Source organism: Noviherbaspirillum suwonense (assembly GCF_900182955.1).
GTDB classification, from domain to species: domain Bacteria; phylum Pseudomonadota; class Gammaproteobacteria; order Burkholderiales; family Burkholderiaceae_D; genus Noviherbaspirillum_A; species Noviherbaspirillum_A suwonense.
Genome location: NZ_FXUL01000009.1, coordinates 108,735 through 134,393, shown reverse-complemented (window position 1 = coordinate 134,393; position 25,659 = coordinate 108,735). Strand labels below are relative to the sequence as shown.

Here is a 25,659-nt window from a genome sequence, read left to right as displayed (position 1 = left end):
TTCACTGCGTCATATAGCCAGGGCCGTAGGGAATGAAACCGGAAAGTTCGCCGCACTCGTTCGGATAATAAGGACGGTAGCTTCGCATCGACTCGCACCGGTTGCGCGCCGCGCGCGCTTCCGGCCCGGTGTCGAAGACGGCCATGCTGGAACAGGCCGAGAGAACGGTGCTCATGATAACGACAGACAGGATTTTCATCGCGATGCCTCCCCATGCAGGTTGGCGCTTCCGCGGGCGAACGGTCGGGAAAGCGCGGTACAGGGAAGTATCGCAAGATTCGGCGATCCTTGCCGGCGGAAAACGGCGGTTGCCCCTTATCATTGAAGCAGTATGAACTGGCGAATGAGGCATCATGAAACAACACGCGTTCCCGCGGGCGGCCTGCCCCGGCGGCCCTGGCCGCGATGCGCCGGCTTGCCGATGACGGCGATGACGCGGCCCTTGCGGCCCTGCCCGCACGGCGCCGGAGGATGGCAGCGATGAACGCCGAAGACACCCGTTCGAGCGACGACAAGGAGTACGTCGCCGGCCTGGAAAAGGGCCTGTCCATCATCGAGGCCTTCGGCATCGTCAACCGGCCGCTGACGCTGAGCGAAGCCGCCGAAATCACCGGGCACAGCCGGGCGTCTGCGCGGCGCTCGCTGCTCACGCTGCAGCGGCTCGGCTATGTCGAGTCGGATGGCAAGCTGTTCAGGCTCGCGCCCCGGGTGCTGCGGCTGGGCTATGCCTATGTCACATCGACGCCGACCGCGAAGATCGTGCAGCCGGCGCTGGAGGCCATCAGCGAGCGCACCCGCGAGTCGAGCTCGGTGGCAGTGCTGGACGGCACCGACGTGGTGTTCGTCGCGCGCGCGGCGACCCGGCGCAGCCTTGCCAACGGACTCGGCCTGGGCTCGCGGCTGCCTGCCTACTGCGCGGCGACCGGGAGGATACTGCTGGCCGCGCTGCCGCCGGCAAGTGCCGAGGAAGCGCTGCTGCGCAGCAGGCGGCTGCCGTTGACGCCGAACACGCGCACCGACATGCCGGCGCTGCTGGGCCTGCTGGAGGACGCGCGCAGGCTGGGCTATGCGGTGTCCGACGAGGAGCTGGAGCTCGGCGTGCGCTCGATCGCCATACCGCTGATGGACCGGCAGGGCCGCACGATCGCCGCGCTGAGCATCGTCGCGTCGGTGCGCCGCTACACGCTGGAGGCGATGCTGGAAACGCTGCTGCCGCAGCTGCAGAGCGCGCGCCGCATGCTGGCCGCGATGCTGTGACGCGCGTTTATCCTAGTCCTGCGCCGCCTCGGTCACGAAGGCGTCGCAGAAGAACGCATCGGACGGCAGGCCGCACCGGCCGGTGAAGTCGCTGCGCGCGGCGGTGATCATCGCCGGCACGCCGCAGGCGTAGACCTCGTGGCCGGCGAGCGACGGGAAGTCCGCCATGACCGCGTGATGAACGAAGCCGGTCCGGCTTTCGCCATCGTCCTCGTCGGACAGCACCGGGATGAAGCGAAAGCCCGGATACTGCTTCGCCCATTTCTCCGGCAGCTCGCGCTGGTACAGGTCGGCCCTGCGGCGGGCGCCCCAGTACAGGGACACCGGCCGCTGCGGCGCGCCGCGCTTGAACATGTCTTCCAGGATGGACTTGATCGGCGCGAATCCGGTCCCGCTGGCGACAAACACCAGCGGCTTGCCGGCGTCGTCGCGCAGGTAGAAGTCGCCGAAGGGCATCTGCAGCCTGACGATGTCGCCGACGGCCGCGGTCGATTCCAGGTAAGCGGAAAAGCGACCGCCGGCCAGGTGCCGGATATGCAGCAGCACGCCATCGTTCTGCTGCGGCGGATTGGCCATCGAATAGCTGCGGCGGGAGCCGTCCGGCAGCAGCACCTGCAGGTACTGCCCGGCCTTGAAGCGGACGCGCTTGCCGGCCGGGAAGCGCAGCTGCAGCAGCGTCACGTCGTCCGCGCCGCGGCTCAGCTTGTAAACCTTGGCGTCGACGGTCTGGTGCGCGTTCGGGTCGAGCTTCGTAATGGACCGCGCGCCGATTTCCACGTCCGACGTCGGCCGGGCCTGGCAGAACAGCGTGTAGCCGGCCGCCCGCTCCTCCTCGCTCAGCGCTTCGCTGGCGGCCGCCATGTCGATGCTGCCGCTGACCAGGCGGCCCTTGCAGCTGCCGCAGATGCCGGTGCGGCACGAATAGGGAAGCTCGTAGCCGCTCCTGCGGGCGGCGTCGAGCACGGTCATGCCTTCGGCGCATTCGAATTCGATGTCGGACTGCGCCACGCGGATCTGGTAGTTCATGCTGGGTTCCGGGTTAGGGCCGCGCGCTGCAGCAGCGCCAGCGTTTCAGTAACGGACACCGGGTCGGCCACGCCCTGCCCGGCGATATCGAACGCGCTGCCATGGCCGACGCTGGAGAACAGCACCGGCGTGCCCACCGTCAGCGCGCTTGCGCGCAGCGGCGACAGCAGCTTGATCGGGATGTGCCCCTGGTCGTGGAACATCGCAAGATAGATGTCATGGCGACGCTGGCCCAAAAGCAGGTCGGCGCCGAGCGGGCCGTCGGCCGCGATGCCCATCTCGCGCAGGCGCCGCACCGCCGGCTTGCCGATGCGCTCGTCCTCGTCGCCGAACAGGCCGTCCTCGCCGGCATGCGGGTTGATGCCGAACACGCCCAGCGTGACCTCGCCCAGCCCCAGCGCCCGGCCCGCCTGCGCCGCGGCCAGCCCGGCTTCGACCACCAGGTCCGCATCGATCCGCGCCAGCGCGGTGCGCACGCTTTCATGCAGCGTCGCATGGACGATGCGCAGCCCGGCGGCGACCAGCATCAGGAACACCTTCCCGGGCGGCGTGCCGGTCAGTTCGGCCACCAGCTGCGGGTAGCCCGAGAACGGAATGCCGGCGCTGTTGATCGCGGTTTCGGAATGCGGGCAGCCGACCACAGCATGCACCGCGCCCGCCATGGCCAGGCGCACCGCTTCCGCCGCATAGGCGACGGTGGCGCGGCCGGCGGCCGCCGACACCGTGCCCGGCGCGAAATCCTGCGGCGCCAGCGCGTCGACCGCCGCATAGCTGAGCGCGGCCGGTCGCGCCGGATCGAAGGGCTGCAGCGCGATGCCCGCCGCATGCCGCTGCGCGTAATGCCGGATCACGTGTTCGTCGCCGACCAGCACCGCCTGCAGGCTGCCGCCGGCCGCGAGGGCCGCTGCCTTGACGGCGATTTCCGGACCGATGCCGTTGGGGTCGCCGATGGCGATGGCGATTCTGCTTTGCATGGCCGCTCCGTTAAAAGGGAATTGCCACCAGCGTGTCGAAGCTGTCGCTGTCGCACACCACGATGCGCTCGGCCAGCTTCAGCGCGCCGTCGGCATCCACGGTCACGCGGTCGACGTACTTGCCGCTGGCGAACAGGTCGGTGCGTCCGCCGCGCATGATGCGGGCGACGATGAACGGCGTTTCGGCCGACAGGCCCCGCTCGTCGCGGCCGGTAATCTGCGGCATGCCGATCAGGTGCCGGTAGCGCTGGCGCTCGAAGACATTCGCTTCCCGCAGCGCGGTGACGCGGTCGGCAAGCATGCGCCGGCTGTCCGCGTAGACCAGGCCGGCCGCCATGCCGCCGCGGTAGTTGTCGGCCGTGGTGATCTTGTACAGGCATTGCTCGGTAAAGAAGGACGGCCACTGCTCCAGCCTGTCGTCGTCGATGCAGCCGGCATAGCCGGCATTGAGCGCATTCAGGTTCTCGTAATTGATGTCGACGGCCATGATCAGATCCCCATGTAGGAACGGTACGCATGCCAGAAGCCGCGCACCGAGGTTTCGGTGGCCCGGTAGGTCGAGCTCTCGATGCCCTCGCCGCCCATCCGGATGATGCCGCGCTCGTCGGGCGCGCAGGCCACGCCGCGCTGCACGAAGCCGCCGACCGCGCCGTCTTCCATCGACACGAAGCCGGCCGGGCCGACCAGGTTGGCCTGCTTCAGCCGCATGGTCTCGAGTTCGGGCGTATCGTCCTGGAAGCCGAGGTAGGTCCAGTTCAGCTCGGTGCTTTCCTGACCCTTGGGCAGCACCTGGCGCACGGCCAGCGAGTTCTGTATCTGCTGCAGCACGAAGCCGGGGAACACCGACAGGATCTGCAGCGTGACGCCGTCGCCGAACTCGTCGACGCCGTCGAGCATGCTGGGGTCGGCCAGCGTGTAGCCGTCCTTGTCGGCGCGCAACTTCTCGGCGCTGTAGTCGGCGCTCCTGGCTTCAGCCGGGTCGATCGCGGAATAGCTGACATGGTGCGCGCCGCTCTCGCTGACGATCACGCCGCCCTTCTGCGACAGCCGGTTCAGGCGGAAGGTCGTGAAGAACACGTGCAGCAGGCTCGCATGGTAGGTGTCCTTGACGTTCTCCACGTAGAGCTTCCAGTTGTTGGGCAGCTGCTGGCGGAAGCGCCCGATCACCTTGACCGGCTTGCACAGCACCCGCTCGATGCGGCTGACGATCTCCTCGCCGAGATAGTCCTCGATCGAGGGCACGTCGTCGTCGAGGCTGCCGAACACCAGGCCGCTCAGGGTTGCGATGCGCAGCTTGCGCGGGCCGTGCTCCTCCATGCAGAACGATGCCGGCATGCCGCCCTTGCCATTCACGCCGTTCTGGAAGGCCACGCCCTTGAGGTTGCCTTCGAGGTCGTAGCGCCATGCGTGATAGACGCAGGTGAAGTCCTCCGCGTTGCCGCCGTCTTCCAGCGCGATCAGCGCGCCGCGATGCGCGCAGCGGTTCTCGAACGCATAGATTTCCTCGTCGGGGCCGCGGACCACGATCACCGGCATTTCGCCGACGAAGGTGGTGCGGAAGTCGCCTTGCGCCGGGATCTCGGCTTCCAGGCACAGGTAGTTCCAGGTCGGTCCGGCAAAGACTTTCTGCTGTTCGGCGCGGCGCACCGTGTCGTCCTGGTAGACCCAGTACGGCACCCGGGTCGTGTCCTCGGACCAGTCGGGCAAGGGCTGCGCCCGCATGTCGTGCAATATGCTGCTGCTCATTGATATGGCTCCTTGGTAGGCAAGCTGATGCGGGGGAAGTCTAGGAGTCGCGGCGGAAGCGGGTCAACGAAAGTGCCGGATTTGTTCGGAACGCGAACAAATCCGATGTCCGCCTTGCATGCCCCGCGCGCGCGGCGGCATCGCGCCGGGCATGGATGCGGCGGCATTCATCGCTGGCGCCCCGGACCTGCGCGGGATGCTTCTATCGGTTCGATTACTTGAGCTGCGGTCCGGCCACGGCGGGCATCGTGGCGCGCGCGACGTCGGGCTTGCCGCCGCGACGGTACAGCCGTCCCATCAGGAAAATGCAGCAGCCGCCGAACAGGATCATCGCGCCGCCGCCGTAGAAGATGTCGGTCGGCGTCCAGTGCGCGCTGATCAGCAGCCCGACGACCGACGGGCCGGCGATGCCGCCCAGCCGGCCTATGCCCAGCGCCCAGCCGACGCCGGTCGAGCGTATCTCGGTCGGATAGAAGACGGCGGCCAGCGCGATGATGCTTTTCTGGCCGCCGCTGACGCAGAACCCGGCCAGGAAGACCGCGACCATCAGCACCGGCAGCGAGGCCGTGAACATCGCGGCGGTGAAGGCCATGCACAGGCCGCCGAACACGTAGAGGATGCCGATGGACAGGTAGGGGCCGATGCGGTCCATCGCCGGGCCGACGACGAAGGCCGCCACGATGCCGCCGGTGGTCGGCAGCGCGGTCAGCCAGACCACGGTCTCCATCGGATACTTGAGCCCGGTCAGGATGGTCGGCAGCCAGCTCTGCATGAAGTAGAACACGGCCAGGTTGATGAAGAACACCAGCCACAGCAGCAGCGTGCCGCCGGTGCGGCCATGCCTGAAGAGTTCGGAGATGGCGGCCCGCTTCGCGTCGCCGCGCGCTTCCGCAAACACCGTGCCGCGGTCGACCTGCAGCGAGGGCGCGAGCCGGCGGACGATGGCGACCAGTTCGTCCTTGCGATGCTTGCTGCGCGCCAGGTAGGCGATGGACTCGGGAAGCATCGCCAGCAGCGCGACGCTGAGCAGGATGGGCGCGATGCCGCCGACCCACAGCAGCGAGGTCCAGCCGTAGCGCGGCAGCAGTTCGCCGGCGACGAAGCCGGCCACCACGAAGCCCAGCGAGAAGCCGCAGTAGATCGCCAGCACGAAGGTCGCGCGCAGCCGCGGCGGACTGTATTCGCCGGTCAGGCCCACCGCGCTCGGCGCGGCCGCGCCCAGGCCCACGCCGGTGATGAAGCGCAGGATCATCAGCTCGGTGATGTTGGTGGCCAGCACCGTGGCGATCGTGAATACGCCGAACAGGAAGGTCGCGACGATCATCACCCGCTTGTGGCCGTATTTGTCGGACAGCGGCGACACGAACAGATAGCCGACCATCAGTCCGACCAGCGTCGACGAAAAGATCGGACCCAGCAGCTTGGGCGCGATATGCCAGTCCCTGGCAAGCAGCGGGATGATGTAGCTGATGGCTTGCGTGTCGAAGCCGTCGATGAAGAGCACCAGGCCGCACAGCGCGACGACCATATACTGGAACGCGCTTACCTTGCGCGACTCGATCACATCGGACACGCGTAGCGGGTCTTTATTCACAGGCAGTCTCCTTATCCTCGAAGCCGCCGCCTCTCGTGTAGCCTCTTGTCAGTGAGCGGGCGTTCGGCCTGAATCGGGTTGAATCAAGGTAGGAGACCTTAGTGAGGCGGGAGAACTGCGTCAACCAAACGAAATCGGAAGTTCGCAAAGCGAACAAAGGCAATTCACGTCGATGCGGCTGGTGCGACGGGAGCGGTGCGCTGCGCTATGCCGGAATGACCGGAAGGCAGCGCCGGCCCCGGTGGATGGCCGGCGGCGCGGACACGGGGGTCAGGCCGAAGCGCTGCCGGTGTCGTACACGGCTGCGGGCCGTTCGCCTGCCAGCGCCTGCAGCAGGCTCGTGGTGGCCAGCGCCGCCATCGCCTGCCGCGTCTCGTGCGTGGCCGAGCCTATATGCGGCAGCGCGGTGACCCGCGGATGCGTACGCAGCGGCGAGTCGAAGGGCAGCGGCTCGGTCGCGAACACGTCGAGGCCGGCCGCCTTCAGCGTGCCGCGGTCCAGCGCGTCCAGCAGCGCAGCTTCCTGGACGATTGCGCCGCGGGCGCCGTTGATGAAGATCGCGCCCGGCTTCATCAGGCCGAATTCGCGCGCGCCCATCAAGCCGCGGGTGGCGTCGGACAGCGGCAGCGTGACCACCACGATGTCGGATTCCGCCAGCAGCTGTTCCAGCGAGGCCTGCCGCGCATGGCCGTCCAGCTCCGGCGCCTCTGCCGGCCGGCGCGCATGGTAGAGGACAGGCATGCCGAAGCCCAGCGCGGCGCGGCGGGCCACGGCCTGGCCGATGCGCCCGAAGCCGACGATGCCGATGGTCTTGCCATGCACGTCCGAGCCGAACAGGTCCTCGCCGATGTTCCTGGTCCAGCCGCCGTCCCGCACCAGGTTGGCCAGCTCCACCAGCCGCCTGCTGGTCGCCATCACGAGCGCGAAGATGGTGTCGGCGGTCGTCTCCGTCAGCACGCCCGGCGTGTGGCACAGCAGGATGCCGCGGCGATGCATCTCCGCCAGCGCGTAATTGTCCACGCCGACCGAGATGCTGGAAACCACCGACAGCTGCGGCGCGCGCGCCAGCACCGCCTCGTCGATCGGAAAGCTCGCCCCTATCATGCCCTGCGCGGTGGGCAGCGCCGCGTCGAACGCGGCGCGCTGGCCGGGCTGCCTGGGATCGGCCACGGTGACGTCATGCGCCCTGGCGATGCGGTCGAGCTGGGCGGGCGGCAGTTCGCGAAACACCAGGACCTGCTTGCGTTGCGTTGGCATGTGTTCTCCTTAAAGTCCGGCTGCGTCGAGTTCGGCCCGGGTCGGCAGGCCCTCGGTGTCGCCCGGCACCTGGACCGCGCGCGCGCCTATCCAGGCGCCGCGCCGGGCCGCGTCCGGCACGCTGCGCCCTTCGAGCAGCGCGCTGATCACGCCCACCGCGAAGCCATCGCCGGCGCCGACGGTGTCGACCACCTGCGCCACCGGAAAGGCGGGCACGCTGCCGCGCACGTCGGCCCCGCCGTGGCTGCCCTCGAAATATGCGCCGTCCGCGCCCAGCTTTACGATCACCAGCCGCGCGCCGCGTTCCAGGTAAAAGCGGGCAATGCGTTCGGGCGCGTCTTCACCGGTCAGCAGCCTGCCTTCCTCAAGGCCGGGCAGCACCCAGTCGGCCTGCACCGCGAGGTGGTTGACCCAGTACCGCATCCGTTCTTCCGACTGCCACAGGCTGGGCCGCAGGTTGGTGTCGAAGGAAATCGTCCGGCCGGCCTCGCGCATCAGCGCGACCTGGCGGCAGGCGGCTTCCCGTGTCGTGTCCGACACCGCGGCGAACACGCCGGTCGCATGCAGGTGGCGCGCCGACAGCATCCAGCCGGCGTCGATGTCGCCGACGCCCATGGCGCTGGCGGCCGAGCCCTTGCGGTGGTATTCCACCGGCGGGTCGCTGCCGTCGGTGACGCGGCCCTTGAACTGGAAGCCGGTGCGCTGCGCGGCGTCGACGGCCACGTGCGAACAGTCGATGCCTTCGCGCCGCATCTCGGACAACAGGTAGCGTCCCATCGAGTCGTCGCCGAGCCGGCTGGCCCAGCCCACGCGCAGCCCCAGCCGCGACAGGCCGATCGCCACATTGGTCTCGGCGCCGGCGGTGCGCTTGCTGAAGGCCTGCACCTGCTCCAGCGGGCCGGGCTGCTGCGCCACCAGCAGCATCATCGCCTCGCCGAAGGTCACCACATCGAGCGCATGGTCGATGGTCGTCATCGCTGCGCAGGCTCCCGGGTCGCGGCCTGGCCGGCGGCCAGCGCACGCAGCGCGGCGATTTCGGCGCGGGTCACCGCTTCGAGGTCGTCGCCGGCAAGCGGGTACTCGATCGCCCACGGCACCGTGGGCGGCAAGGCCCGCAGCACCGCGCGCCAGGGCGCCGCCGACTCGGACAGCGGCACGGCGACCCAGCGCTGCGGCTGCCGCTGCACACCCTTGCAATGCACGTAGGCGACGCGCGGCGCGCAGGCCTGGGCCGCCTGCAGCGGGCATTCGCCGACCCAGTGCCAGTTTCCCATGTCGAAGGTCATGCCCGGCGCCAGGCCGCGCTCGCCGGCCTCGGCGAAAAATGCCTGCAGCGCGGCGAGCGTGCCCGCGCTGGCGGTCTGGTCGTTCTCGATCAGCAGCGCGATGCCCCGGCCCGCGAGCCTGTCCTCCAGCGACGCGATCGTCGGGGACGAAGCGCGGCCGTAGCCGCCGACCGACATCTTCAGCACGGTGGTTCCGAGCAGCGCCGTTGCCTGCAAGGCGCGGTCCAGCGCATCCGCATCGAGCGCGCCTGCGGCAGTCCACAAGCCGTCCGGGCTGGAGTAGACCAGCGAGAGCGAGCGCTTGCCGGCTTCGTCGGCGATCGCCGGCAGCTCGGACTGCGGGTCGGTCAGCAGTTCGCCGCGCACCTCGACGCCATCGGCGCCGGCATCATGGGCAAGCCCGGCGAAGAAGCGCTGGCCGTGGCGGCGCACTTCGGCCGCGCCGAAGGAGGACAGGGAAACAAGGATGGTATTGGTGGAAGTCATCACGTCATGCCCGCGCATGGTGCGAGGTCAATATCTGGCCGAGGAAATTGCGGGTCTTTTCCTGCTGCGGGTTGCTGAAGAACTGCTCGGGCGGCGCCTGTTCGACGATGCGGCCGTCGGCCATGAAAATGACGCGGTCGGCGACGCTGCGGGCGAAGCCCATCTCGTGCGTCACGCACAGCATGGTCATGCCGTCCTCGGCCAGGCCGACCATGGTGTCGAGCACTTCCTTCACCATTTCAGGGTCGAGCGCGGAGGTCGGCTCGTCGAACAGCATGATGCGCGGCGACATGCACAGCGCCCGCGCGATCGCGACCCGCTGCTGCTGGCCGCCGGAAAGCTGGCTCGGGTACTTGCTGGCCTGGTCGGGGATGCGCACCCGGGTCAGGTACCTGATCGCCGTCTCCTCGGCCTCTTCCCGGCTCATGCCGCGCGAGCGCATCGGCGCCAGCGTGCAGTTTTCCAGCACCGTCATGTGCGGAAACAGGTTGAACTGCTGGAACACCATGCCGACCTCGCGCCGCACTTCTTGGGTGTTGCGCCCGCCGGCCGTCAGGTCGATGCCATCGACGACGATGCGTCCCTTCTGCACGGTCTCCAGCCGGTTGATGCAGCGGATCAGCGTCGATTTGCCGGACCCGGACGGCCCGCAGATGACGATGCGCTCGCCCTGCTGCACCGCGAGGTCGATGTCATGCAGGACCTGGAACTGGCCATACCATTTCGAGAGGCCGTCGATCTGGATAATGGGCTCGCCGCCTGCCCGGCTTCCCTCGGCCTTTCCTTCCGCGGCCTTGCCTGTTTCAGCGTTCATCGCATGTCCCGGTCAGGTTTCCGGCAACGCCGGCAGGTCAGTGTCGAGCCACTTGCGGTAGAGCTTGCCCAGCTTGCCGTTGGCCTTGTTGCGGGCGACGAAGTCGTTGACGGTCTTCACCATCTCGTCCTGGTCGGGCCGCAGGGCCACGCCCATGAATTGCTGGCGCAGCAGGAATTTCTCCTCGTAGGTATTGGCCGGCGCGCGCTTCGCGATCTGCGCGGCGACGGTGGTCGAGCAGCCGATCGCGTCGACCTGACCCGACATCAGCGCCTGCATCGCGGACGCGTCGTCGTCGAAGCGGCGGATCTCGGTGCCCTGCGGCGCGGCCGCGGTCAGCGCGATGTCCTGCGTGCTTGCGCGGGCCACCCCGACGCGCATGCCCTTCAGCTCGGCCGCTTCCTTGATCTTCGCGTCCTTGCGGCCGTACAGCACGATGCTGGCGGCGGCATACGGCCGGGAGAACTTCACCTGCTTGGCCCGCTCCGGCGTGATCGCCAGCGAGGCGACCAGCAGGTCGACCTTGTTGGTCAGCAGGAAGGGAATGCGGTTGGGACCGGTGACCGGCACCAGCTTGAGCTTCATGCCGAGGTCTTCGGCCAGCAGGCGCGCGACATCGGCGTCATAGCCGTCCGGCTGGTTGCTGCCGTTGAGCGTGCCATAGGGCGGGAAGTCGACCAGCATGCCGACCGTCAGCTCGCCCTTCTTCTTCAGGTCGGCCAGAGACTGCGCGGCGGCCAGCGGCAGGTGGCTTGCGAGGGCGGCGCCGATGCCGGCGGCGGCGATGGCCTTCAATACGGTGCGGCGCTTGCGGAATGTCGTCATTGCGTTGTCTCCTGTGACGGGTTTCGATATTTGCTCGGTCGTGGCGTCCGGTCGCGTGGCTCAGCGGGCCGTCGCCACCGCCCTGCGCCGCTCCATGTGCGCGGCCAGCAGCGACAGCGGCCAGCACAGCATGAAATAGATTCCGGCGACCACGCCGAACACGATGACGGGCTGGAACGTCGCATTGTTGATGATCTGCCCGGAACGCGTGATTTCGACGAAGCCGATGATGGCGGCCAGCGACGTGCCCTTGATGATCTGCACCATGTAGCCGACGGTGGGCGGCAGGGCGATCTTGAATGCCTGCGGCAGGATGACGTCGCGCATGCGGTCGACGTACGACAGGCTGAGCGCTTCCGCCGCTTCCCACTGCCCGCGCGGGATGGCCTCGATGCAGCCGCGCCATATCTCGCCGAGGAAGGCGCTGCTGTTGAGGACCAGCGCGATGCCGGCCGCGAGCCAGGGGTTGATGTCGAAGCCCAGCACCGGCGCGCCGAAGAAGATCAGGAACAGCTGCAGCAGCAGCGGCGTGCCCTGGAACAGCTGGATGAAGCCGCGCGCCGCCATGCGCAGCCAGCCGACCGTCGACGTGCGGGCCAGCGCCAGCAGCAGCCCGCCGACCGCGCCGCCGGCAAAGGCGATCAGCGACAGCGCGATGGTCCATTTTGCCGCTTCTAGGATGAACAGGAAGTCGGTGAAGCCGAAGGTGCGCATTATCGACGCTCCGGGTAGTTGAGCCAGCGCTGGTAGGCCAGGCGGAACAGCAGCGAGAATCCCAGCGACAGCAGCAGGTAGATCGCGGTCACCACGATGTAGATCTCGAAGCTGCGGAAGGTCTGCGACTGCAGGTTGGCGGCCACCGACGTCAGGTCGTCCGCGGAAATGGCCGACACCACCGCCGAACTCAGCATCAGCAGGATGAACTGGCTCGACAGCGCCGGATAGATCGCGCGCAGCGCCGGCTTCAGGATGACGAAGCGGAAGATTTCATGATGCTTCAGGTTCAGCGCCAGCCCGGCCTCGATCTGCCCCTTGGGAATGGACTCGATGCCGGCGCGGATGATTTCGGTGGCATAGGCGCCGAGGTTCACGACCATCGCGGTCAGCGCGGCGGTGTACGCCGACCAGCGTACGCCCAGCGCGGGCATCGCGAAGAAAAAGAAGAACAGCTGCACAAGGAAAGGGGTATTGCGGATCAGCTCGATATACGCATTGATGACCCAGCGCAGCGGCCTGGGACCGGCGGTCTTGCCCCATGCGCAGGCGATGGCGAGCAGCAGGCCCAGCACCATGGCCGACAGCGACAGCTGGATCGTGGTCCAGGTGCCTTCGAGCAGCAGCGGCCAGGCCGCAAAGACGTCTCCAAACTGGAACTTGTAGTTCACTGTATATGCCCCGGACCGAGTAGAGAAAGCGAGGGACTGTCCGTCGAGGGACAGTGAAAGCGAGTCTAGCTGAAACCGGTTTCAAAAGGCAAGCGGGAATTTCAAATCGCGCTTCCGGAAGGCAAGCCGCAGGAAGGCGCGCAGTTGAGCATGTGCGCAGGTGAGCAGCCTTCTAGGCTGCGCCGCGCTGCGACGAGCCGCGCACGATCAGTTCGCCCGACAGCAGTATCTGGCGCGGCGGGCTGGGCGAGCCCTGCAGCCGCTCGACCAGGCAGCGCGCCGCCAGCCGGCCCAGCGCATCGGTCGGCTGGGCGATCGTGGTCAGCCCCGGTCCCACCAGCGGCGCCCAGTCCAGTTCGTCGAATCCGATGAACCCGATGTCCACGCCGAAGCGCAGCGCCTGGCGCATCACCGCGGTGGCGCAGCGCAGCGTGACGACCGCATTTCCCGACAGGATCGCGGCCCGGCTGCCGCTGCGCCCGTGCAGCGCGGCGATCGCCTGTTCCAGCGCATCGGCGCCGTCCTCGACGCTTTCGAACACATCGCCGCGCACATCGCCGTGGCTTTGCACGCAGGCATGGAAGGCCGCCTGCCGGTCGAGGCGGGAGCTGACATTCCTGACCGGCTCGGTGACGTAGAGCAGGTCCCGGTAGCCGGCGTCGACCAGGTGCGCCACCGCCATCTCGACCGCGCCGGCATTGTCCAGCGACACGAAGTCGGCGCTCATCCGGCCATGGCGGCGGTCGACCAGCACGGCCGGCTTGCCGAGCCGCTCCACCTCGGCGCGGCCCTTGCCGCCATGGTCGAACGTGTTGAGGATGAAGCCGTCGACCTGGTAGGACGACAGCGTGGCGATGGCCTCGCGCTCGCGTTCCGGCTCGTTGCCCAGGTTGAACAGCATGACCAGGTAGCCGGCGTCCTTGCAGGCCTTTTCTGCGCCGCGCAGCACGGCCACCGAATACGGGTTGGTCACATCGGCCACCACCATGCCGATCAGCCGCGACGTGCCGCGCTTGAGCGCCTGCGCCATCGGGCTGGGCCGGTAATCCAGCGCCGCTATCGCGGCCTCGACCCGCGCCGCGATGTCCGGCGTCAGCAGCGCCTCGCGATGATTGAAGAAGCGCGACACGGTGGCCTTGGACACGCCGGCCTCGCGGGCGACGTCGGCGATGGTCACGCGGGCCGGCGCGGCGCCGGCGGCAGGAGGTGTGTCGGAACGCATGGGAGAAGTCCGGAAAGTCTGTCGCCTCGGGCTGTCTCGGCCTGAAAGGCTGAAACCAGTTTCAGGATATGGTAGCAGTTGCGGCCGCCGAATGAAACGGCAGCGATGCGCGGGCCTGTCGGCCATCGGCGCAGGCAATGGACAGGCGCATGCGGGAATATGACGTGCCTCAAAAATGCAAATCGTTTTGGGACAAAAATCTTCATAGCGTCTTTCAGGGAGCAGATCGAAAAACGAATCGGTCCCACGGCCGCTTGAAAGGACACGCCATGTTGAAGACTCGAATACGCTGCATGCCGGTAATGGCAGTGGCTCTTGCATCGCTCACCGCCGCGCCAGGCGTCCGGGCCGACCACGGCGTCAGGGGCGGCATCGATTTTTTTGCCGAAATCGAACAGGTGAAACGTGGCTATGAGATTGTGCCCCGGGGAGTACATCTGAATCTCGCCGGGAAGAACCGCGTGCTGGTCGGCCTGGGGAGCTATATAGTCAATACGTCCGGATGCAACGACTGCCATACCCGCCCGTCCTACCTGCCAACCGGCGATCCCTTCAACGGTTACCCGGAGCTGGTCAATTACCAGCAATATCTGACAGGCGGCCGAACGTTCGGGCCCAAGATCACAGCGCCCAACCTTACCCCGGATGGCGAGGGCAAGCCGGCTGGCCTGACGCTTCCCGAGTTCATAGAAACCCTGCGCACCGGACATAATCCACATGATCCACCAGACAAGATCCTCCAGGTCATGCCGTGGCCGGTCTATGGCAAGAAGACCGAGCGCGAACTTGCCGCCATCTATGAATTCCTGCGCGCGCTCCCCTCCTTGCCGAACAACCGGGACGAAGGGCCCTGACCGCCAGGACTGTTCCGCTGTCGCGCAGGTCGCCTGACCGTCCCGCCCTGGGAGATGCCCCGGGGCCGCATCGCTTGCTATACTCCGGCCCGGCAATGGCGACGGAGAAGAGCGGTCCATGGGGAATCAGTCAGGCAGGAAAAAACAGAAGGCCACGGCGCCTGTCCTGTGCGCGCGGCACCGGGGCTTCGACCTCTGGTTCGAAGGTATCGGCTGGGACCTGCCGCGCACCGACCGGATGATGAAGGGCCGGGAAAACGGCCGCTACGCGGATATCTGCGGCGACGACATCGGCGCGATGGAAGGCCTGGGTTGGGAGTTCATCGCCGAGCCGATCTGCTTCACCGCCACGCATGGCGATGCGGCCGTGATCGCGAGCGCATGGGTCGCGCCGATGCGCACCGAGGAAAACGAGGTCGGATGCAACCTGACCTACGCGGTCGACGAAGCCTACGAAGGCCGCTCGCTTGCCAGGCTGCTGACCTGCCTCGCCTTCCTCGCGGCCGACCAGACCCATGCCGGCATGACCTTCGCCAACATCGAGAGCCGCACCGGCAACCTGGCGTCGCTGGCCCTTGCCAGGTCGCTCACCTTCACGCACTACCCCGACGGCGATTTCACGATGCCGGTGGCCGGCGCCGCGGAGGAAGCCGCCTTCCAGTGCCTGCGCGCCGACATGGATGCGCTGCGTCACTGTGCATACCGGACGCTGGAGGAACGCGGGCTGGGCGCATTGCTGTCGCTGATCAGGGGAGCGGCCCGGCCCGCTGCCTAGCCAGCCGGCTGCGAACGGACGCGACGGTCATCTTCGCCGCCGCGCGCGCGGACGCCGCTCAGGCCGTCCTGCGCGCGCCGTGCGCCGCGGCGTCCGCGATCAGCCGCCCGAGCCGGCTCACGCCGTCGGCTATGGTCTGGCTCCAGGGATTGGCGCAGTTGATCCGGATATGGTCGCGCAGCCTTCCGGACGCCGAGAACAGGGGTCCCGGCATGAAGGCGATGCCCTGCCTGATCGCGTCCGCATGCAGCTGCAGCGCATCGACCGCCGCCGGCAGCTGCACCCATAGCACGAAGCCGCCCCTGGGTTCGGACACGAAGCAGCCTTCCGGGAAGTCCGCCGCGATCGCATCCGACATCTGCGCGATGCGCTGGAACAGCTGGCGCCGCATGGCCCGCAGCTGCTTGTCGTAGGCGCTGCCGGCGAGGAAATCGGCGACGACCGCCTGCGGCAGATGGCTGGTCGCGCCGCTCGACACCGTCTTCAGGAATTTCACCTTCTCGGTGTATTTGCCCGCGGCCACGTAGCCGACCCGCAGCGCCGGGCTGATGGTCTTGGAATACGAGGAGCAGGACAGCACATTGCCCGAGGTATCGAACGCCTTCACCGGACGCGGCCGCTCGGCCGAGAAGCAGAGGTCGCCGTAGATGTCGTCCTCGATCAGCGCGATGTCATAGCGGGCCACGAGCCCGGCCAGCCGCTTCTTGTTTTCGTCCGGCATGATGCTGCCGGTCGGGTTGTTGACATTCGCGACGAACAGGCAGGCCTGGCACAGCCCCTCCCGCAGCGACAGTTCCAGCGCGTCGAGCGACGGGCCGGTGCGGTTGTCCATCGGTATCTCCAGGGCTTTCAGTCCCAGGCTTTCCAGCAGCTGCAGCAGCACGAAGTAGGTGGCGGACTCCACGGCCACCGTGTCGCCCGGCTTCGTCACCGCGCGCAGACAGAGGCTGATGGCCTCGGTGCAGGAGGCGGTGACGACGATTTCATCGGCGTCCAGCGTGCCCCATGCCGACGCGCGGCGCAGGATCTGCCGCACCAGCGATGGCTCGTTGATATCGAAATACCGGGCGTTCGCCAGCAGCCCGGGATTGCGCCTGGTCACTGCGGCGAGCGTGCGCCGGACCCGTTCGTTCGGCAGCATTTCCGCCGGCGGCAGCGCCGAGCCGAGCGCCGCGGCCCCATGCAGCTCATGCTCCTTCAGCACCTGCATCAGGATGTTGTTGATGCCGACATAGGCCGGCTTCTCGACGCTGCGCAGCGCGGCGACCGGGGCCAGCGCCCTGCCGCGGGCGCGGACATAGAACCCGGCCTGCGGCCGCGCATCCACCAGGCCACGGTCTTCGAGCAGCTGCATCGCATGCATCACGGTGCTGATCGACAGGCGTTTTTGCAGCGCGAGCTGGCGTATCGACGGCAGGCGCTCGCCGGCCGCGAACACGCGTTGCGCGATCAATTGCCCGAGATCGTCGGCGAGTCGTTCGTACAGGAGGGGTGTGCTTGTCATTGCAGGATTGTTACCTTGCCGGCGCCAGGCACAAAGATACAGCAGCGCTGAATTTCGAGCAGCACAGTTGCGAAAAACCCGCGCTGTGACCATCACAATTTGGCCGTGCTGCGCCTGTTACGGCCAGCGTCGAGTCCGTACGCTGGATGCCATCGATCATGGCAGGAGGTTACGATGGCAAACCAGGCGAGGAAAGCATGGGAAGCAGGGAGCGGCACCGCGCAGGCCTTGCCGGCGCTGCGGTTTTTAAGGTTCAACGATGCCGCCGGATGCCGCCTGGTCTGCGTTTCCGGGGTGCTGCTGGTCACCGTTGCCGGCGTTTCCGCGGATATCGAGCTGTACCCGGCGGACAGCTTCGTCATTCCGAACGGGGGCCTGGTGCTGGTCGAGGCGGTGCGCGAATCCAGCGTGCGCGTCGAAAAGCCGGCGGCGTTCCATCGCGCCTGGCCCGGATGGACCGGACGCGGGGCCTTGCGGGCTTGAAACTGCACATTCGGTTGACTCAACGCATGGACGACAATTCGATTCACCCATAGATTAATGCTTTGGCCGGCACAGTCCGCCTGGACAGCGGCTGCACCGCGCCTGCCATGCATTACCCACGCCAGGCGGCTGACGACCGGGCTCAAGGCCCGCGTCGGCAGCGCCTTCAAAACCTGCTTCCCTATAACGCCCGGAGAAACCCTATGGCCATTTCGAAATCAGACCAGGAAAAGAAAGACGCCGGCGCCGCCAACCCCGCGCTGCGCACGCCGACCGACCTCAAGCCGGAAGCCACCGGCCAGATCGCCAACGCGCTCAATGCGGTGCTGGCCGATGTCTTCGCCTTGTACATGAAGACCAAGAACTTCCACTGGCACATGAGCGGACCGCATTTCCGCGACTACCACCTGCTGCTGGACGACCAGGCAACCGAGCTCTTCGCAATGACCGACCCGCTGGCCGAGCGCATCCGCAAGCTGGGCGGCAAGACCCTGCGTTCGATCGGCCATGTGTCCCGGCTGCAGCGCATCCCCGACAACGACGCCGATTTCGTCGAGCCGTCGCAGATGCTCGGCGAACTGTGCGACAACAACCGCGCACTGGCGGCCAGCCTGCGCGAGGCGCACGAGGTATGCGACGACAACCGCGACATCGCCACGGCCAGCCTGATCGAGAACTGGATAGACGAGACCGAGGAACGCACCTGGTTCCTGTTCGAGGCGGTGCGCAGCCCGGACAAGACCGGGCACTGACGCAGGACCCGCAAACCCCGCCAGTCCTCAGGGCGTGATGGCGACCTTCACCACGCCATCGCGCTGGTTGGCAAACAGGTCGTACGCTTCCTCGATCTGGTCCAGGCGGAAGCGGTGCGTCACCAGCGGTTCCAGGTCCACCCGCTTCGAGCCGACGATATTCATCAGCCGGCGCATCCGGTCCTTGCCGCCGGGGCATAGCGTGGTCACGATGCGGTGGTCGCCTAGCCCGGCCGCGAAGGCGTCGAGCGGCAGCGACAGCTTTCCCGAGTAGACGCCCAGGCTGGACAGCGTGCCGCCGGGCTTCAGCGAGCGCAGGCCGCTTTCAAACGTCTGCTGCGTGCCCAGCGCCTCGATCGCGACGTCGGCGCCGCGGCCGTTCGTCAGCTTCAGGATCTCGTCGACCACATCCACCTGCTTGTAATCCAGCGCCACGTCGGCGCCGAGGCGGCGCGCCATGGCCAGCCGCTCGGGGACGGAATCCACCACGATGATCTGGCTGGCGCCCTGCAGCCGCGCGCCGGCCGTGGCGCACAGCCCGATCGGCCCCTGCGCGAACACCACGACCGTGTCGCCGATGCGAATGTTGCCGCTCTCGGCGCCGCCGAAGCCGGTGCTCATGATGTCCGGGCACATCAGCACCTGCTCGTCGGTCAGGCCGTCGGGCACCGGCGTCAGGTTGGCCATGGCGAAGGGCACCCGCAGGTATTCCGCCTGGCAGCCGTCGATGGTGTTGCCGAAGCGCCAGCCGCCGACGGCCTTGCCGCCGCACTGGGACTGGTGGCCTTCCAGGCAGGAGTCGCACTGGCCGCACGGCGTGATGGCGCCGACGATCACGCGCTGCCCCACGGTATAGCCGGTGACGCCGGCGCCGAGTTCGGCGATCACGCCCACCGGCTCGTGGCCGACGATGCGACCCGGTTCGACCGGGTACTCGCCGCGCAGGATGTGGATGTCGGTGCCGCAGATGGTCGTCGTCGTTATCTTGACCAGGGCGTCGCCCGGGCCTATCGATGGGACGGGTTTCTCGTCCAGGATGATCTTGCCGGGCCGTACAAAGACGGCCGCTTTCATTGTGCGCATCGCATTCCCCACGGTTGAAGTTCGGAAAAGGAATCGGCGCCTTGTCGGTGCGGTGTGCCATGCTGCGCCGATCCGGGCAGGGCTGCATCACCATAACGACAGCGAACCGCGACCTCCCTGACCCAGATCAAAAATGCCGGGCATCGGACGGACGGCTTTGCCGCATGGCAGCAGGGGCGGATGACGGCGCGGCATTGCGCCGTCTCCTTGCGATGCATCAGCCCCGTGGCCGGCAATGTCATGCACGCTGAAGCAAGATCAACCGCGGACCTCCACGACATGGACCACGCCGATCCGATAACCTGTCCCCCCTTCACGGCCGGGGCGATGCAATGAGCGCGCCGGTGCGGCGGATTGCCATCAGCACCGGCGGCGGCGACGCGCCCGGCCTCAACGCGGTGATCCGCGCGGTGCTGCTGTCGGCCCTCGGCCAGGGCTGGGAATGCTATGGCATCCGCGACGGCTACAACGGCCTGCTGATGCCGGAGCGCTATCCGCAAGGCGGCATGGTCCTGCTGACCCGCGAACGGGTGCGCGGCATCGCCCATATCGGCGGCACGATACTGGGCACCAGCAACCGCGGCGACCCGCTGCATTACCCGGTGCGCCAGCCCGACGGCACGCTTGCGGAAGTCGACCGCACCGACGAACTGATCGCCGGCCTTGCCGCCCACGGCATCGATGCGCTGGTCTCGGTCGGCGGCGACGGCTCGCTGCTGATCGCCAACGCGCTGCACCGCAAGGGCGTGCGCGTGGTCAGCGTGCCCAAGACCATCGACAACGACCTCGACAAGACATTCACCACCTTCGGCTTCGACACCGCGGTGTCCTTCGCCACCGAGTGCCTGGACCGGCTGCACAGCACGGCGGCCAGCCACCAGCGCGTGATCGTGGTCGAGGTCATGGGCCGCTATGCGGGATGGATCGCGCTGCACGCGGGCATGGCCGGCGGCGCGCATGGCATCCTGATCCCCGAGATTCCGTTCGATATCGACAAGCTCGCCTCCGGATTGCAGATGCGCGATGCGAGCGGCCGGCCGTATTCCATCATCATCGTCGCCGAGGGCGCCAGGCCGGCCGGCGGCGAACGGGCGCTGGCCGCGCCCGCGCAGGCCGGGCGCGCGGAGCGCCTCGGCGGCATCGGCGAACGCGTCGCCGGCGCAATCCAGGAACGCAGCGGCAAGGAAGTGCGGCTGGTGGTGCTCGGCCACCTGCTGCGCGGCGGCAGCCCGACCGCATTCGACCGGCTCGCGGCGCTTCGCTTCGGCGCCGCGGCGGTGCGGGCGCTGGCCGCGGGCCGCTCCGGCGTCATGGTCGCACTGGCCTTCCCCAATGTCGCCTATGTCGCGCTGGAGGATGTGGCCGGTCGGATGAAGGCGGTGCCGCTGGACTGCGACACGCTGCAGACGGCGCGCGACCTCGGCATCTGTTTCGGGGATTGATGCGGCTATGCAGCATCCGGTCGGCGCTGCGTTGGCGAAGGCGCATCCTCTGTCGCTTTTTTGCCGCCTGGCGCAACGCCATGCCGCACGCGATTCGATTTCGCTCAATGCATGGCCGCATTAAAGTGACGCGGACGCAGGCAACGCTATACTCGGTCGGCACAGAAAACCTCCAGGGGGAACGTGCTGGGTATGAAGCAGCTGCAGCGTGGAATGCGATACCGTCTCAAAACCATGCAGCTTCGGCTGCGGATCCAGGTAAGGCTGATGGCCCGGCACCGGAAGGCGCAGGCAGCGGCGCTGTCCTGCGAGACGGCGCCGCAGGCCGGTTCCACGCAGGACCCGCGCCGCACGGAAGAATGGACCGCCCAGCCGAGCACCACCCTTCCGCTGCCGACGCTGCGGCGGCGCAGCAGCCCGGACAACACGCAGTAACCCGATTGGCCCATCGCCGCCGGTCGATGCACTGCCTGCCTCATTGACCGCGGGCGGCCCTGCCCCGCATGCATCGATGCATGGGCATGCGGCGGAGCAGCATGTAAAGGGTGGATTACCTACCATGCAAAATATTCAACAGCCTTAATCGCGCACCTAAAACGGTGCGGATGGAAGCGCCGCGCCGTCCTGGAGGCAAGCATTCCCTTCGCGGGCCCATCGAATGGCACGATGCATGCATCAGTGCGCAGATGACTGGAACATTCCCCTCGAATCCGCATCCTGCCACGCGCACCGTAGCCGCTGGCCGCGATGCGGTAGACCGCTTCTACCAACATGCGCCCGATGCCGCACTGGCTACGCAATAGCCTGCTGGCGCTGGCGGCGCTGGCCGTTGCCGGGCTTGCGCTCAGCTGGCGGCCGTCGATCGATGCGGCCGCGCCGCCCGGGCGCCAGGCGTTTGCGCCCGGATTGATCGAGCAGGGCGCGCGCCTGGCCGCCGTCGGCAATTGCGTTAGCTGCCATACCGCGTCGCCATCGTCGCCGTTTGCCGGCGGGCGGCCGATGGAGACGCCGTTCGGCACCGTCTACAGCACCAACATCACGCCGGATGCGGCGACCGGCATCGGCGCCTGGCCCGAGGCGGCATTTGCACGTGCGCTCAGGGAAGGCGTGGCGCGCGACGGCAGCCACCTTTACCCGGCCTTTCCCTACGATCATTACACCCGGCTGACCGACCGGGACATCCATGCGCTGTATGCCTATGTGATGACCCGCGAGCCGGTGACGGCGCCCGGCCGGGCAAACCGGCTGGTGTTCCCATTGAACTTCCGGCCGCTGCTGGCCGGGTGGAAGCTGCTCTTCCTGGACCGCACGCCGTGGACGCCGGTCGCAGGCCATGACGACAGCTGGAACCGCGGCGCCTACCTGTCGGACGCGCTGGGCCATTGCAGCGCCTGCCACAGCCCGCGCAACGCGCTGGGCGCGGAGGACCGCAAGCGCTACCTGGACGGCGGCGATGCGGAAGGCTGGCATGCGACCGCGCTCAATGCGTCTTCGCCATCGCCGCTGCCGTGGACCGTAGACAAGCTGGCTGTTTACCTGCGCACCGGCATCGCGCCCGGCCACGCGATCGCCGGCGGCCCGATGCAGGAAGTCGTCGCCGGCCTGGCCCATGCCGACGATGCCGACGTGCGCGCCATCGCAAGCTACATCCATGCAACGCTCGGCGCGGACACGCCGGAGCGCCAGGCGCGGGCCGAGAAAAGCAGCCGCATGGCGCAGCAGCCGCTGGCTGCGAGCGCAGCGGCCGGCACGGTGCCGGGCGCGCCGGCCGACCCGGCGCCGGCCACGCAGATGGCGCAAATGGCGCTGGGTGCGCAGGTCTACGCCGGCGCCTGCGCGCGCTGCCACGATGCCGGCCGCGAGATCGGCTCCGCCGGCGCGCTGCCGATGCCGCTTGCCATCGCCAACCATGTGCCGGATGCGCGCAACCTGCTGCGCATCGTGCGCGACGGCGTCCATCCCGGCCCGAATGCGCCCGGCCGCTGGATGCCGGCCTTCGGCGACACGCTCACCGACGAACAGCTGACCGCGCTGGCGGCCTGGCTGCGCCGCCAGGCCGCCGGCGCGCCGCCGTGGCCGGACCTCGCGGACACCGTACGAAAGACCCGAACGCCATGACCAGACTGGACCTCAGCATCAACGGACGCACGCGGCAGGTGGATGCCGACCCTTCCACCCCGCTGCTCTACGTGCTGCGCGACGACCTTGCGCTCAACGGCGCCAAGTTCGGCTGCGGCCTGGGCCAGTGCGGCGCCTGCACCGTCATGGTCGGCAAGGAGGCGGCGCTGTCCTGCCTGCTGCCGGTCGGTCTGGTCGGCGCGCGCCCGGTCACCACCGTGGAAGGCCTGGGCAGCGCCGACAAACCGGGCGTGCTGCAGCAGGCATTCATCGCCGAGCAGGCGGCGCAATGCGGCTACTGCATTGCCGGCATGATCATGCGGGCGCAGGCGCTGCTGGAGAAAACGCCGTCGCCCGGCGATGCCGACATCCGGCGCGCGATGGCGCTTAACCTGTGCCGCTGCGGCACGCACATGCGCATCCTGCGCGCGGTCCGGCGCGCGGCCGATGCGCTGAAGCAGGGGCCGCAGGCATGAGCGCGCCGAACCTGCCCGATCCCGGCCGGCGCTGTTTCCTGGCCGGCGGCGCACTGGTCGTCAGCTTCGCCGTCATGCCGGCGCTGGCCGCCGGCGCGGACGGGCCGCCGCTGCCCGGCAGCCTCAGGACCGAGCCGATGCTGGACGGCTGGATCCGGCTGGGCGCCGACGGCCGCATCACCGTCATGACCGGCAAGGCCGAGCTCGGCCAGGGCATCAAGACCGCGCTGATCCAGCTGGCCGCCGAAGAGCTGGTGGTCGCGCCGGCCAGGATCACGCTGGTCACCGCCGACACCGCGCGCACGCCGGACGAAGGCTATACCGCCGGCAGCCACTCGATGCAGGACAGCGGCACGGCGATCCGGCATGCGGCCGCGCAGGTGCGGGCGACGCTGCTCGACCTGGCCGCAGTGCGGCTGGGCACGCCGCCTGCCGCCCTCGGCATCGCCGACGGCGTCATCAGCGCCGGCGACCGGCGGGTCGCTTACGGCGACCTGGTGCGGGGCGATGAACTGCATCTGCGCGCCAACGCCGCGGCGCCCTTGCGCGATCCGGCGCTGCACCAGGTCTCGGGCAAGCCGATGGCCCGCGTCGACATACCCGCCAAGGTCAGCGGCGGCGCGGCCTACCTGCAGGACATGCGACCGGCCGGCATGGTGCATGCGCGCATCGTGCGTCCGCCCAGCCCGCATGCGCAGCTCGACGGCCTGGATGTCGCCGCGGCGGCGGCCATGCCGGGCGTGGTGAAGGTGGTGCGCGACGGCCGCTTCCTCGCCGTCATCGCGCAGCGCGAATACCAGGCCATCGTCGCGGCGCAGGTGCTGGCGCGGTCCACGCGCTGGCGGGAAGCGCCCAGCCTTCCGGACCCGGCCGGACTTTACCAGTCGCTGCTGTCGGCGCCGTCGCGCGACGACGTGATACTGGCGCGCGGCAGCATGGCGGGCGCCGAAGGCCGCCGACTCGACGCGACCTATCGCCGCCCCTACCAGATGCATGCATCGATCGGCCCGTCCTGCGCGATCGCGCAGCAGGACGGCGGCAGCTACACGGTCTGGACCCACAGCCAGGGCGTCTATCCGCTGCGGGATGCGCTGGCCGAGCTGCTGGAGGTGTCCGTCGACAAGGTGCGCTGCATCCATGTCGAGGGATCGGGCTGCTACGGGCACAACGGGGCCGATGACGTCGCCGCCGACGCCGCGCTGCTGGCGCGCGCGATGCCGGGCAAGCCGGTGCGGGTGCAGTGGATGCGCGAGGACGAGCATGCATGGGAGCCGTACGGGCCGCCGATGGTGGCCAGCGCGAGCGCGGTGCTGGGCAGCGACGGCACGATCCGCCAATGGCAATACGGCGTGTGGAGCAATACCCATTCGACCCGTCCCGGCAAGGCGGGCGACCTGCTCGCCGCGACCCACCTGGCCAGGCCGTTCGCGCCGACGCCGCCCAAACCGCTGCCGCAGCCGGAAGGCGGCGGCGACCGCAACGCGATCCCGCTGTACCGGCTGGACAACGCGCGCGTGACCCATCATTTCCTGCCCGCGATGCCGCTGCGGGTCTCGGCGCTGCGTTCGCTGGGCGCGTACACCAACGTGTTCGCGATCGAAAGCTTCATGGACGAGCTGGCGCGGGCCGCCGGCGCCGACCCGGTCGCGTTCCGGCTGCGCCACCTCGACGAGCCGCGCGCACGGGAAGTGATACAGGCCGCGGCGGCGCGCTTCGACTGGAACGGCTACCGCCGCACGGCGATGCGCGGCCGGGGCTTCGCGTTCGCGCGCTACAAGAACCTGGGCGCCTACGCGGCCATCGCGATGGAAGTGGAAGTCGCACGTGACACCGGGCTGGCGCGCGTGGTGCGGGTGGTCGCCGCGGTGGACTCGGGCGAAGCGGTGAACCCGGACGGCATACGCAACCAGATCGAAGGCGGCATCATCCAGTCGTCCAGCTGGACGCTGTGCGAGGAAGTCCCGTTCGACCGCACGCGGCCGCTGGCCCGCGACTGGGGCGGCTACCCGATCCTGCGCTTCCCGCAAGTGCCCGACAGCATCGAGGTCGTGGTGATGGAGCGGCCCGGCATGCCTTTCCTCGGCACCGGCGAGGCGGCGCAGGGACCTACCGCGGCGGCGATCGCCAATGCGCTGGCCGACGCCACCGGCGTGCGCATGCGCGACCTGCCTCTGAGCCGCGCACGCGTCAGCGCCGCGCTCGGCGCATGAAGCGGCACATGACCAGCCCCGCGACCCGGCGCGCCGGATCCCGAACGCAGCGTCCATTCCAGGGAGCGGCCGGCGCCTCCTTCCCTGCCA

General features: G+C 68.3%; 26 protein-coding genes. 10 read left to right on the top strand and 16 right to left on the bottom strand.

The window, feature by feature from the left end; all coding sequences use genetic code 11:
• Nucleotide 1: 1 nt before the first annotated feature.
• Nucleotides 2–199, bottom strand: coding sequence for a hypothetical protein (locus QOL82_RS13445; RefSeq protein ID WP_283442792.1), 198 nt, complete (start codon nt 197–199; stop codon nt 2–4).
• 281 nt (nt 200–480) lie between these two features.
• On the opposite strand from QOL82_RS13445, the gene QOL82_RS13440 reads away from it, so the two are divergent.
• The gene (locus QOL82_RS13440; protein WP_283442791.1) at nt 481–1,257 is read left to right on the top strand and encodes an IclR family transcriptional regulator domain-containing protein; all 777 of its coding nucleotides are present in this window, start codon (nt 481–483) and stop codon (nt 1,255–1,257) included.
• Nucleotides 1,258–1,269: 12 nt separating this feature from the next.
• Here QOL82_RS13440 and QOL82_RS13435 read toward each other — a convergent pair whose 3' ends face one another.
• The 13 genes from QOL82_RS13435 to QOL82_RS13375 all read right to left on the bottom strand — a co-directional run bounded on the left by QOL82_RS13435 (nt 1,270) and on the right by QOL82_RS13375 (nt 13,872).
• The gene (locus QOL82_RS13435; RefSeq protein ID WP_283442790.1) at nt 1,270–2,283 is read right to left on the bottom strand and encodes a CDP-6-deoxy-delta-3,4-glucoseen reductase; all 1,014 of its coding nucleotides are present in this window, start codon (nt 2,281–2,283) and stop codon (nt 1,270–1,272) included.
• On the bottom strand, nt 2,280–3,257 hold the full coding sequence (locus tag QOL82_RS13430; RefSeq protein WP_283442789.1) for a PdxA family dehydrogenase: 978 nt from the start codon (nt 3,255–3,257) through the stop codon (nt 2,280–2,282). The genes QOL82_RS13435 and QOL82_RS13430 overlap by 4 nt, the downstream gene beginning before the upstream one ends.
• A 10-nt stretch (nt 3,258–3,267) precedes the next feature.
• Nucleotides 3,268–3,744 (bottom strand): aromatic-ring-hydroxylating dioxygenase subunit beta, encoded by a 477-nt coding sequence (locus tag QOL82_RS13425; RefSeq protein WP_283442788.1) that lies wholly within the window; start codon nt 3,742–3,744, stop codon nt 3,268–3,270.
• 2 nt (nt 3,745–3,746) lie between these two features.
• Nucleotides 3,747–4,979: an aromatic ring-hydroxylating dioxygenase subunit alpha gene (locus tag QOL82_RS13420; protein WP_283442850.1), complete on the bottom strand. Its 1,233-nt coding sequence runs from the start codon at nt 4,977–4,979 to the stop codon at nt 3,747–3,749.
• A 238-nt stretch (nt 4,980–5,217) separates the two neighbouring features.
• Nucleotides 5,218–6,597 carry an MFS transporter gene (locus tag QOL82_RS13415; RefSeq protein WP_283442787.1) on the bottom strand — a complete coding sequence of 460 codons (1,380 nt, stop codon included), beginning with the start codon at nt 6,595–6,597 and terminating at the stop codon, nt 5,218–5,220.
• Nucleotides 6,598–6,867: 270 nt separating this feature from the next.
• Complete coding sequence (locus QOL82_RS13410) at nt 6,868–7,854, bottom strand: 2-hydroxyacid dehydrogenase (protein ID WP_283442786.1); 987 nt, start codon at nt 7,852–7,854, stop codon at nt 6,868–6,870.
• Between the two features lie 9 nt (nt 7,855–7,863).
• Nucleotides 7,864–8,829, bottom strand: a complete 966-nt coding sequence (locus tag QOL82_RS13405; RefSeq protein ID WP_283442785.1) for a sugar kinase — start codon at nt 8,827–8,829, stop codon at nt 7,864–7,866.
• On the bottom strand, nt 8,826–9,626 hold the full coding sequence (locus QOL82_RS13400) for a sugar phosphate isomerase/epimerase family protein (RefSeq protein WP_283442784.1): 801 nt from the start codon (nt 9,624–9,626) through the stop codon (nt 8,826–8,828). Before QOL82_RS13400 ends, QOL82_RS13405 begins: the two co-directional genes overlap by 4 nt.
• Nucleotides 9,627–9,630: 4 nt before the next feature.
• Nucleotides 9,631–10,440 (bottom strand): amino acid ABC transporter ATP-binding protein, encoded by an 810-nt coding sequence (locus QOL82_RS13395; RefSeq protein WP_283442783.1) that lies wholly within the window; start codon nt 10,438–10,440, stop codon nt 9,631–9,633.
• Nucleotides 10,441–10,452: 12 nt separating this feature from the next.
• Nucleotides 10,453–11,265, bottom strand: a complete 813-nt coding sequence (locus tag QOL82_RS13390) for a transporter substrate-binding domain-containing protein (protein WP_283442782.1) — start codon at nt 11,263–11,265, stop codon at nt 10,453–10,455.
• A gap of 60 nt (nt 11,266–11,325) precedes the next feature.
• On the bottom strand, nt 11,326–11,979 hold the full coding sequence (locus tag QOL82_RS13385; protein WP_283442781.1) for an amino acid ABC transporter permease: 654 nt from the start codon (nt 11,977–11,979) through the stop codon (nt 11,326–11,328).
• Complete coding sequence (locus tag QOL82_RS13380; protein ID WP_283442780.1) at nt 11,979–12,650, bottom strand: amino acid ABC transporter permease; 672 nt, start codon at nt 12,648–12,650, stop codon at nt 11,979–11,981. Before QOL82_RS13380 ends, QOL82_RS13385 begins: the two co-directional genes overlap by 1 nt.
• A gap of 172 nt (nt 12,651–12,822) precedes the next feature.
• Nucleotides 12,823–13,872 carry a LacI family DNA-binding transcriptional regulator gene (locus QOL82_RS13375; protein ID WP_283442779.1) on the bottom strand — a complete coding sequence of 350 codons (1,050 nt, stop codon included), beginning with the start codon at nt 13,870–13,872 and terminating at the stop codon, nt 12,823–12,825.
• A 269-nt stretch (nt 13,873–14,141) separates the two neighbouring features.
• On the opposite strand from QOL82_RS13375, the gene QOL82_RS13370 reads away from it, so the two are divergent.
• Nucleotides 14,142–14,726 (top strand): hypothetical protein, encoded by a 585-nt coding sequence (locus tag QOL82_RS13370; protein ID WP_283442778.1) that lies wholly within the window; start codon nt 14,142–14,144, stop codon nt 14,724–14,726.
• Between the two features lie 118 nt (nt 14,727–14,844).
• Nucleotides 14,845–15,501 carry a hypothetical protein gene (locus QOL82_RS13365; RefSeq protein ID WP_283442777.1) on the top strand — a complete coding sequence of 219 codons (657 nt, stop codon included), beginning with the start codon at nt 14,845–14,847 and terminating at the stop codon, nt 15,499–15,501.
• Nucleotides 15,502–15,559: 58 nt separating this feature from the next.
• On the opposite strand, the gene QOL82_RS13360 is transcribed toward QOL82_RS13365, so the two are convergent.
• Complete coding sequence (locus QOL82_RS13360) at nt 15,560–17,005, bottom strand: aminotransferase-like domain-containing protein (RefSeq protein ID WP_283442776.1); 1,446 nt, start codon at nt 17,003–17,005, stop codon at nt 15,560–15,562.
• A 174-nt stretch (nt 17,006–17,179) separates the two neighbouring features.
• Between QOL82_RS13360 and QOL82_RS13355 the strand changes: the two genes are divergently transcribed.
• Together QOL82_RS13355 and QOL82_RS13350 are read left to right on the top strand one after the other, a co-directional pair.
• Complete coding sequence (locus tag QOL82_RS13355) at nt 17,180–17,488, top strand: hypothetical protein (RefSeq protein WP_283442775.1); 309 nt, start codon at nt 17,180–17,182, stop codon at nt 17,486–17,488.
• 203 nt (nt 17,489–17,691) lie between these two features.
• Complete coding sequence (locus tag QOL82_RS13350) at nt 17,692–18,240, top strand: Dps family protein (RefSeq protein WP_283442774.1); 549 nt, start codon at nt 17,692–17,694, stop codon at nt 18,238–18,240.
• A gap of 27 nt (nt 18,241–18,267) precedes the next feature.
• On the opposite strand, the gene QOL82_RS13345 is transcribed toward QOL82_RS13350, so the two are convergent.
• Complete coding sequence (locus QOL82_RS13345; protein WP_283442773.1) at nt 18,268–19,323, bottom strand: NAD(P)-dependent alcohol dehydrogenase; 1,056 nt, start codon at nt 19,321–19,323, stop codon at nt 18,268–18,270.
• A 332-nt stretch (nt 19,324–19,655) separates the two neighbouring features.
• Here QOL82_RS13345 and QOL82_RS13340 point away from each other — a divergent pair, with 332 nt between their 5' ends.
• From QOL82_RS13340 to QOL82_RS13320, 5 genes are all read left to right on the top strand, one after another.
• On the top strand, nt 19,656–20,765 hold the full coding sequence (locus QOL82_RS13340; RefSeq protein WP_283442772.1) for a 6-phosphofructokinase: 1,110 nt from the start codon (nt 19,656–19,658) through the stop codon (nt 20,763–20,765).
• A 213-nt stretch (nt 20,766–20,978) separates the two neighbouring features.
• Nucleotides 20,979–21,200 carry a hypothetical protein gene (locus tag QOL82_RS13335; RefSeq protein WP_283442771.1) on the top strand — a complete coding sequence of 74 codons (222 nt, stop codon included), beginning with the start codon at nt 20,979–20,981 and terminating at the stop codon, nt 21,198–21,200.
• Between the two features lie 345 nt (nt 21,201–21,545).
• Nucleotides 21,546–22,883, top strand: a complete 1,338-nt coding sequence (locus QOL82_RS13330; protein WP_283442770.1) for a cytochrome c — start codon at nt 21,546–21,548, stop codon at nt 22,881–22,883.
• The gene (locus QOL82_RS13325; protein WP_283442769.1) at nt 22,880–23,359 is read left to right on the top strand and encodes a (2Fe-2S)-binding protein; all 480 of its coding nucleotides are present in this window, start codon (nt 22,880–22,882) and stop codon (nt 23,357–23,359) included. The genes QOL82_RS13330 and QOL82_RS13325 overlap by 4 nt, the downstream gene beginning before the upstream one ends.
• Nucleotides 23,356–25,569, top strand: a complete 2,214-nt coding sequence (locus QOL82_RS13320; protein ID WP_283442768.1) for a xanthine dehydrogenase family protein molybdopterin-binding subunit — start codon at nt 23,356–23,358, stop codon at nt 25,567–25,569. Before QOL82_RS13325 ends, QOL82_RS13320 begins: the two co-directional genes overlap by 4 nt.
• The last annotated feature ends 90 nt before the right edge of the window (nt 25,570–25,659 follow it).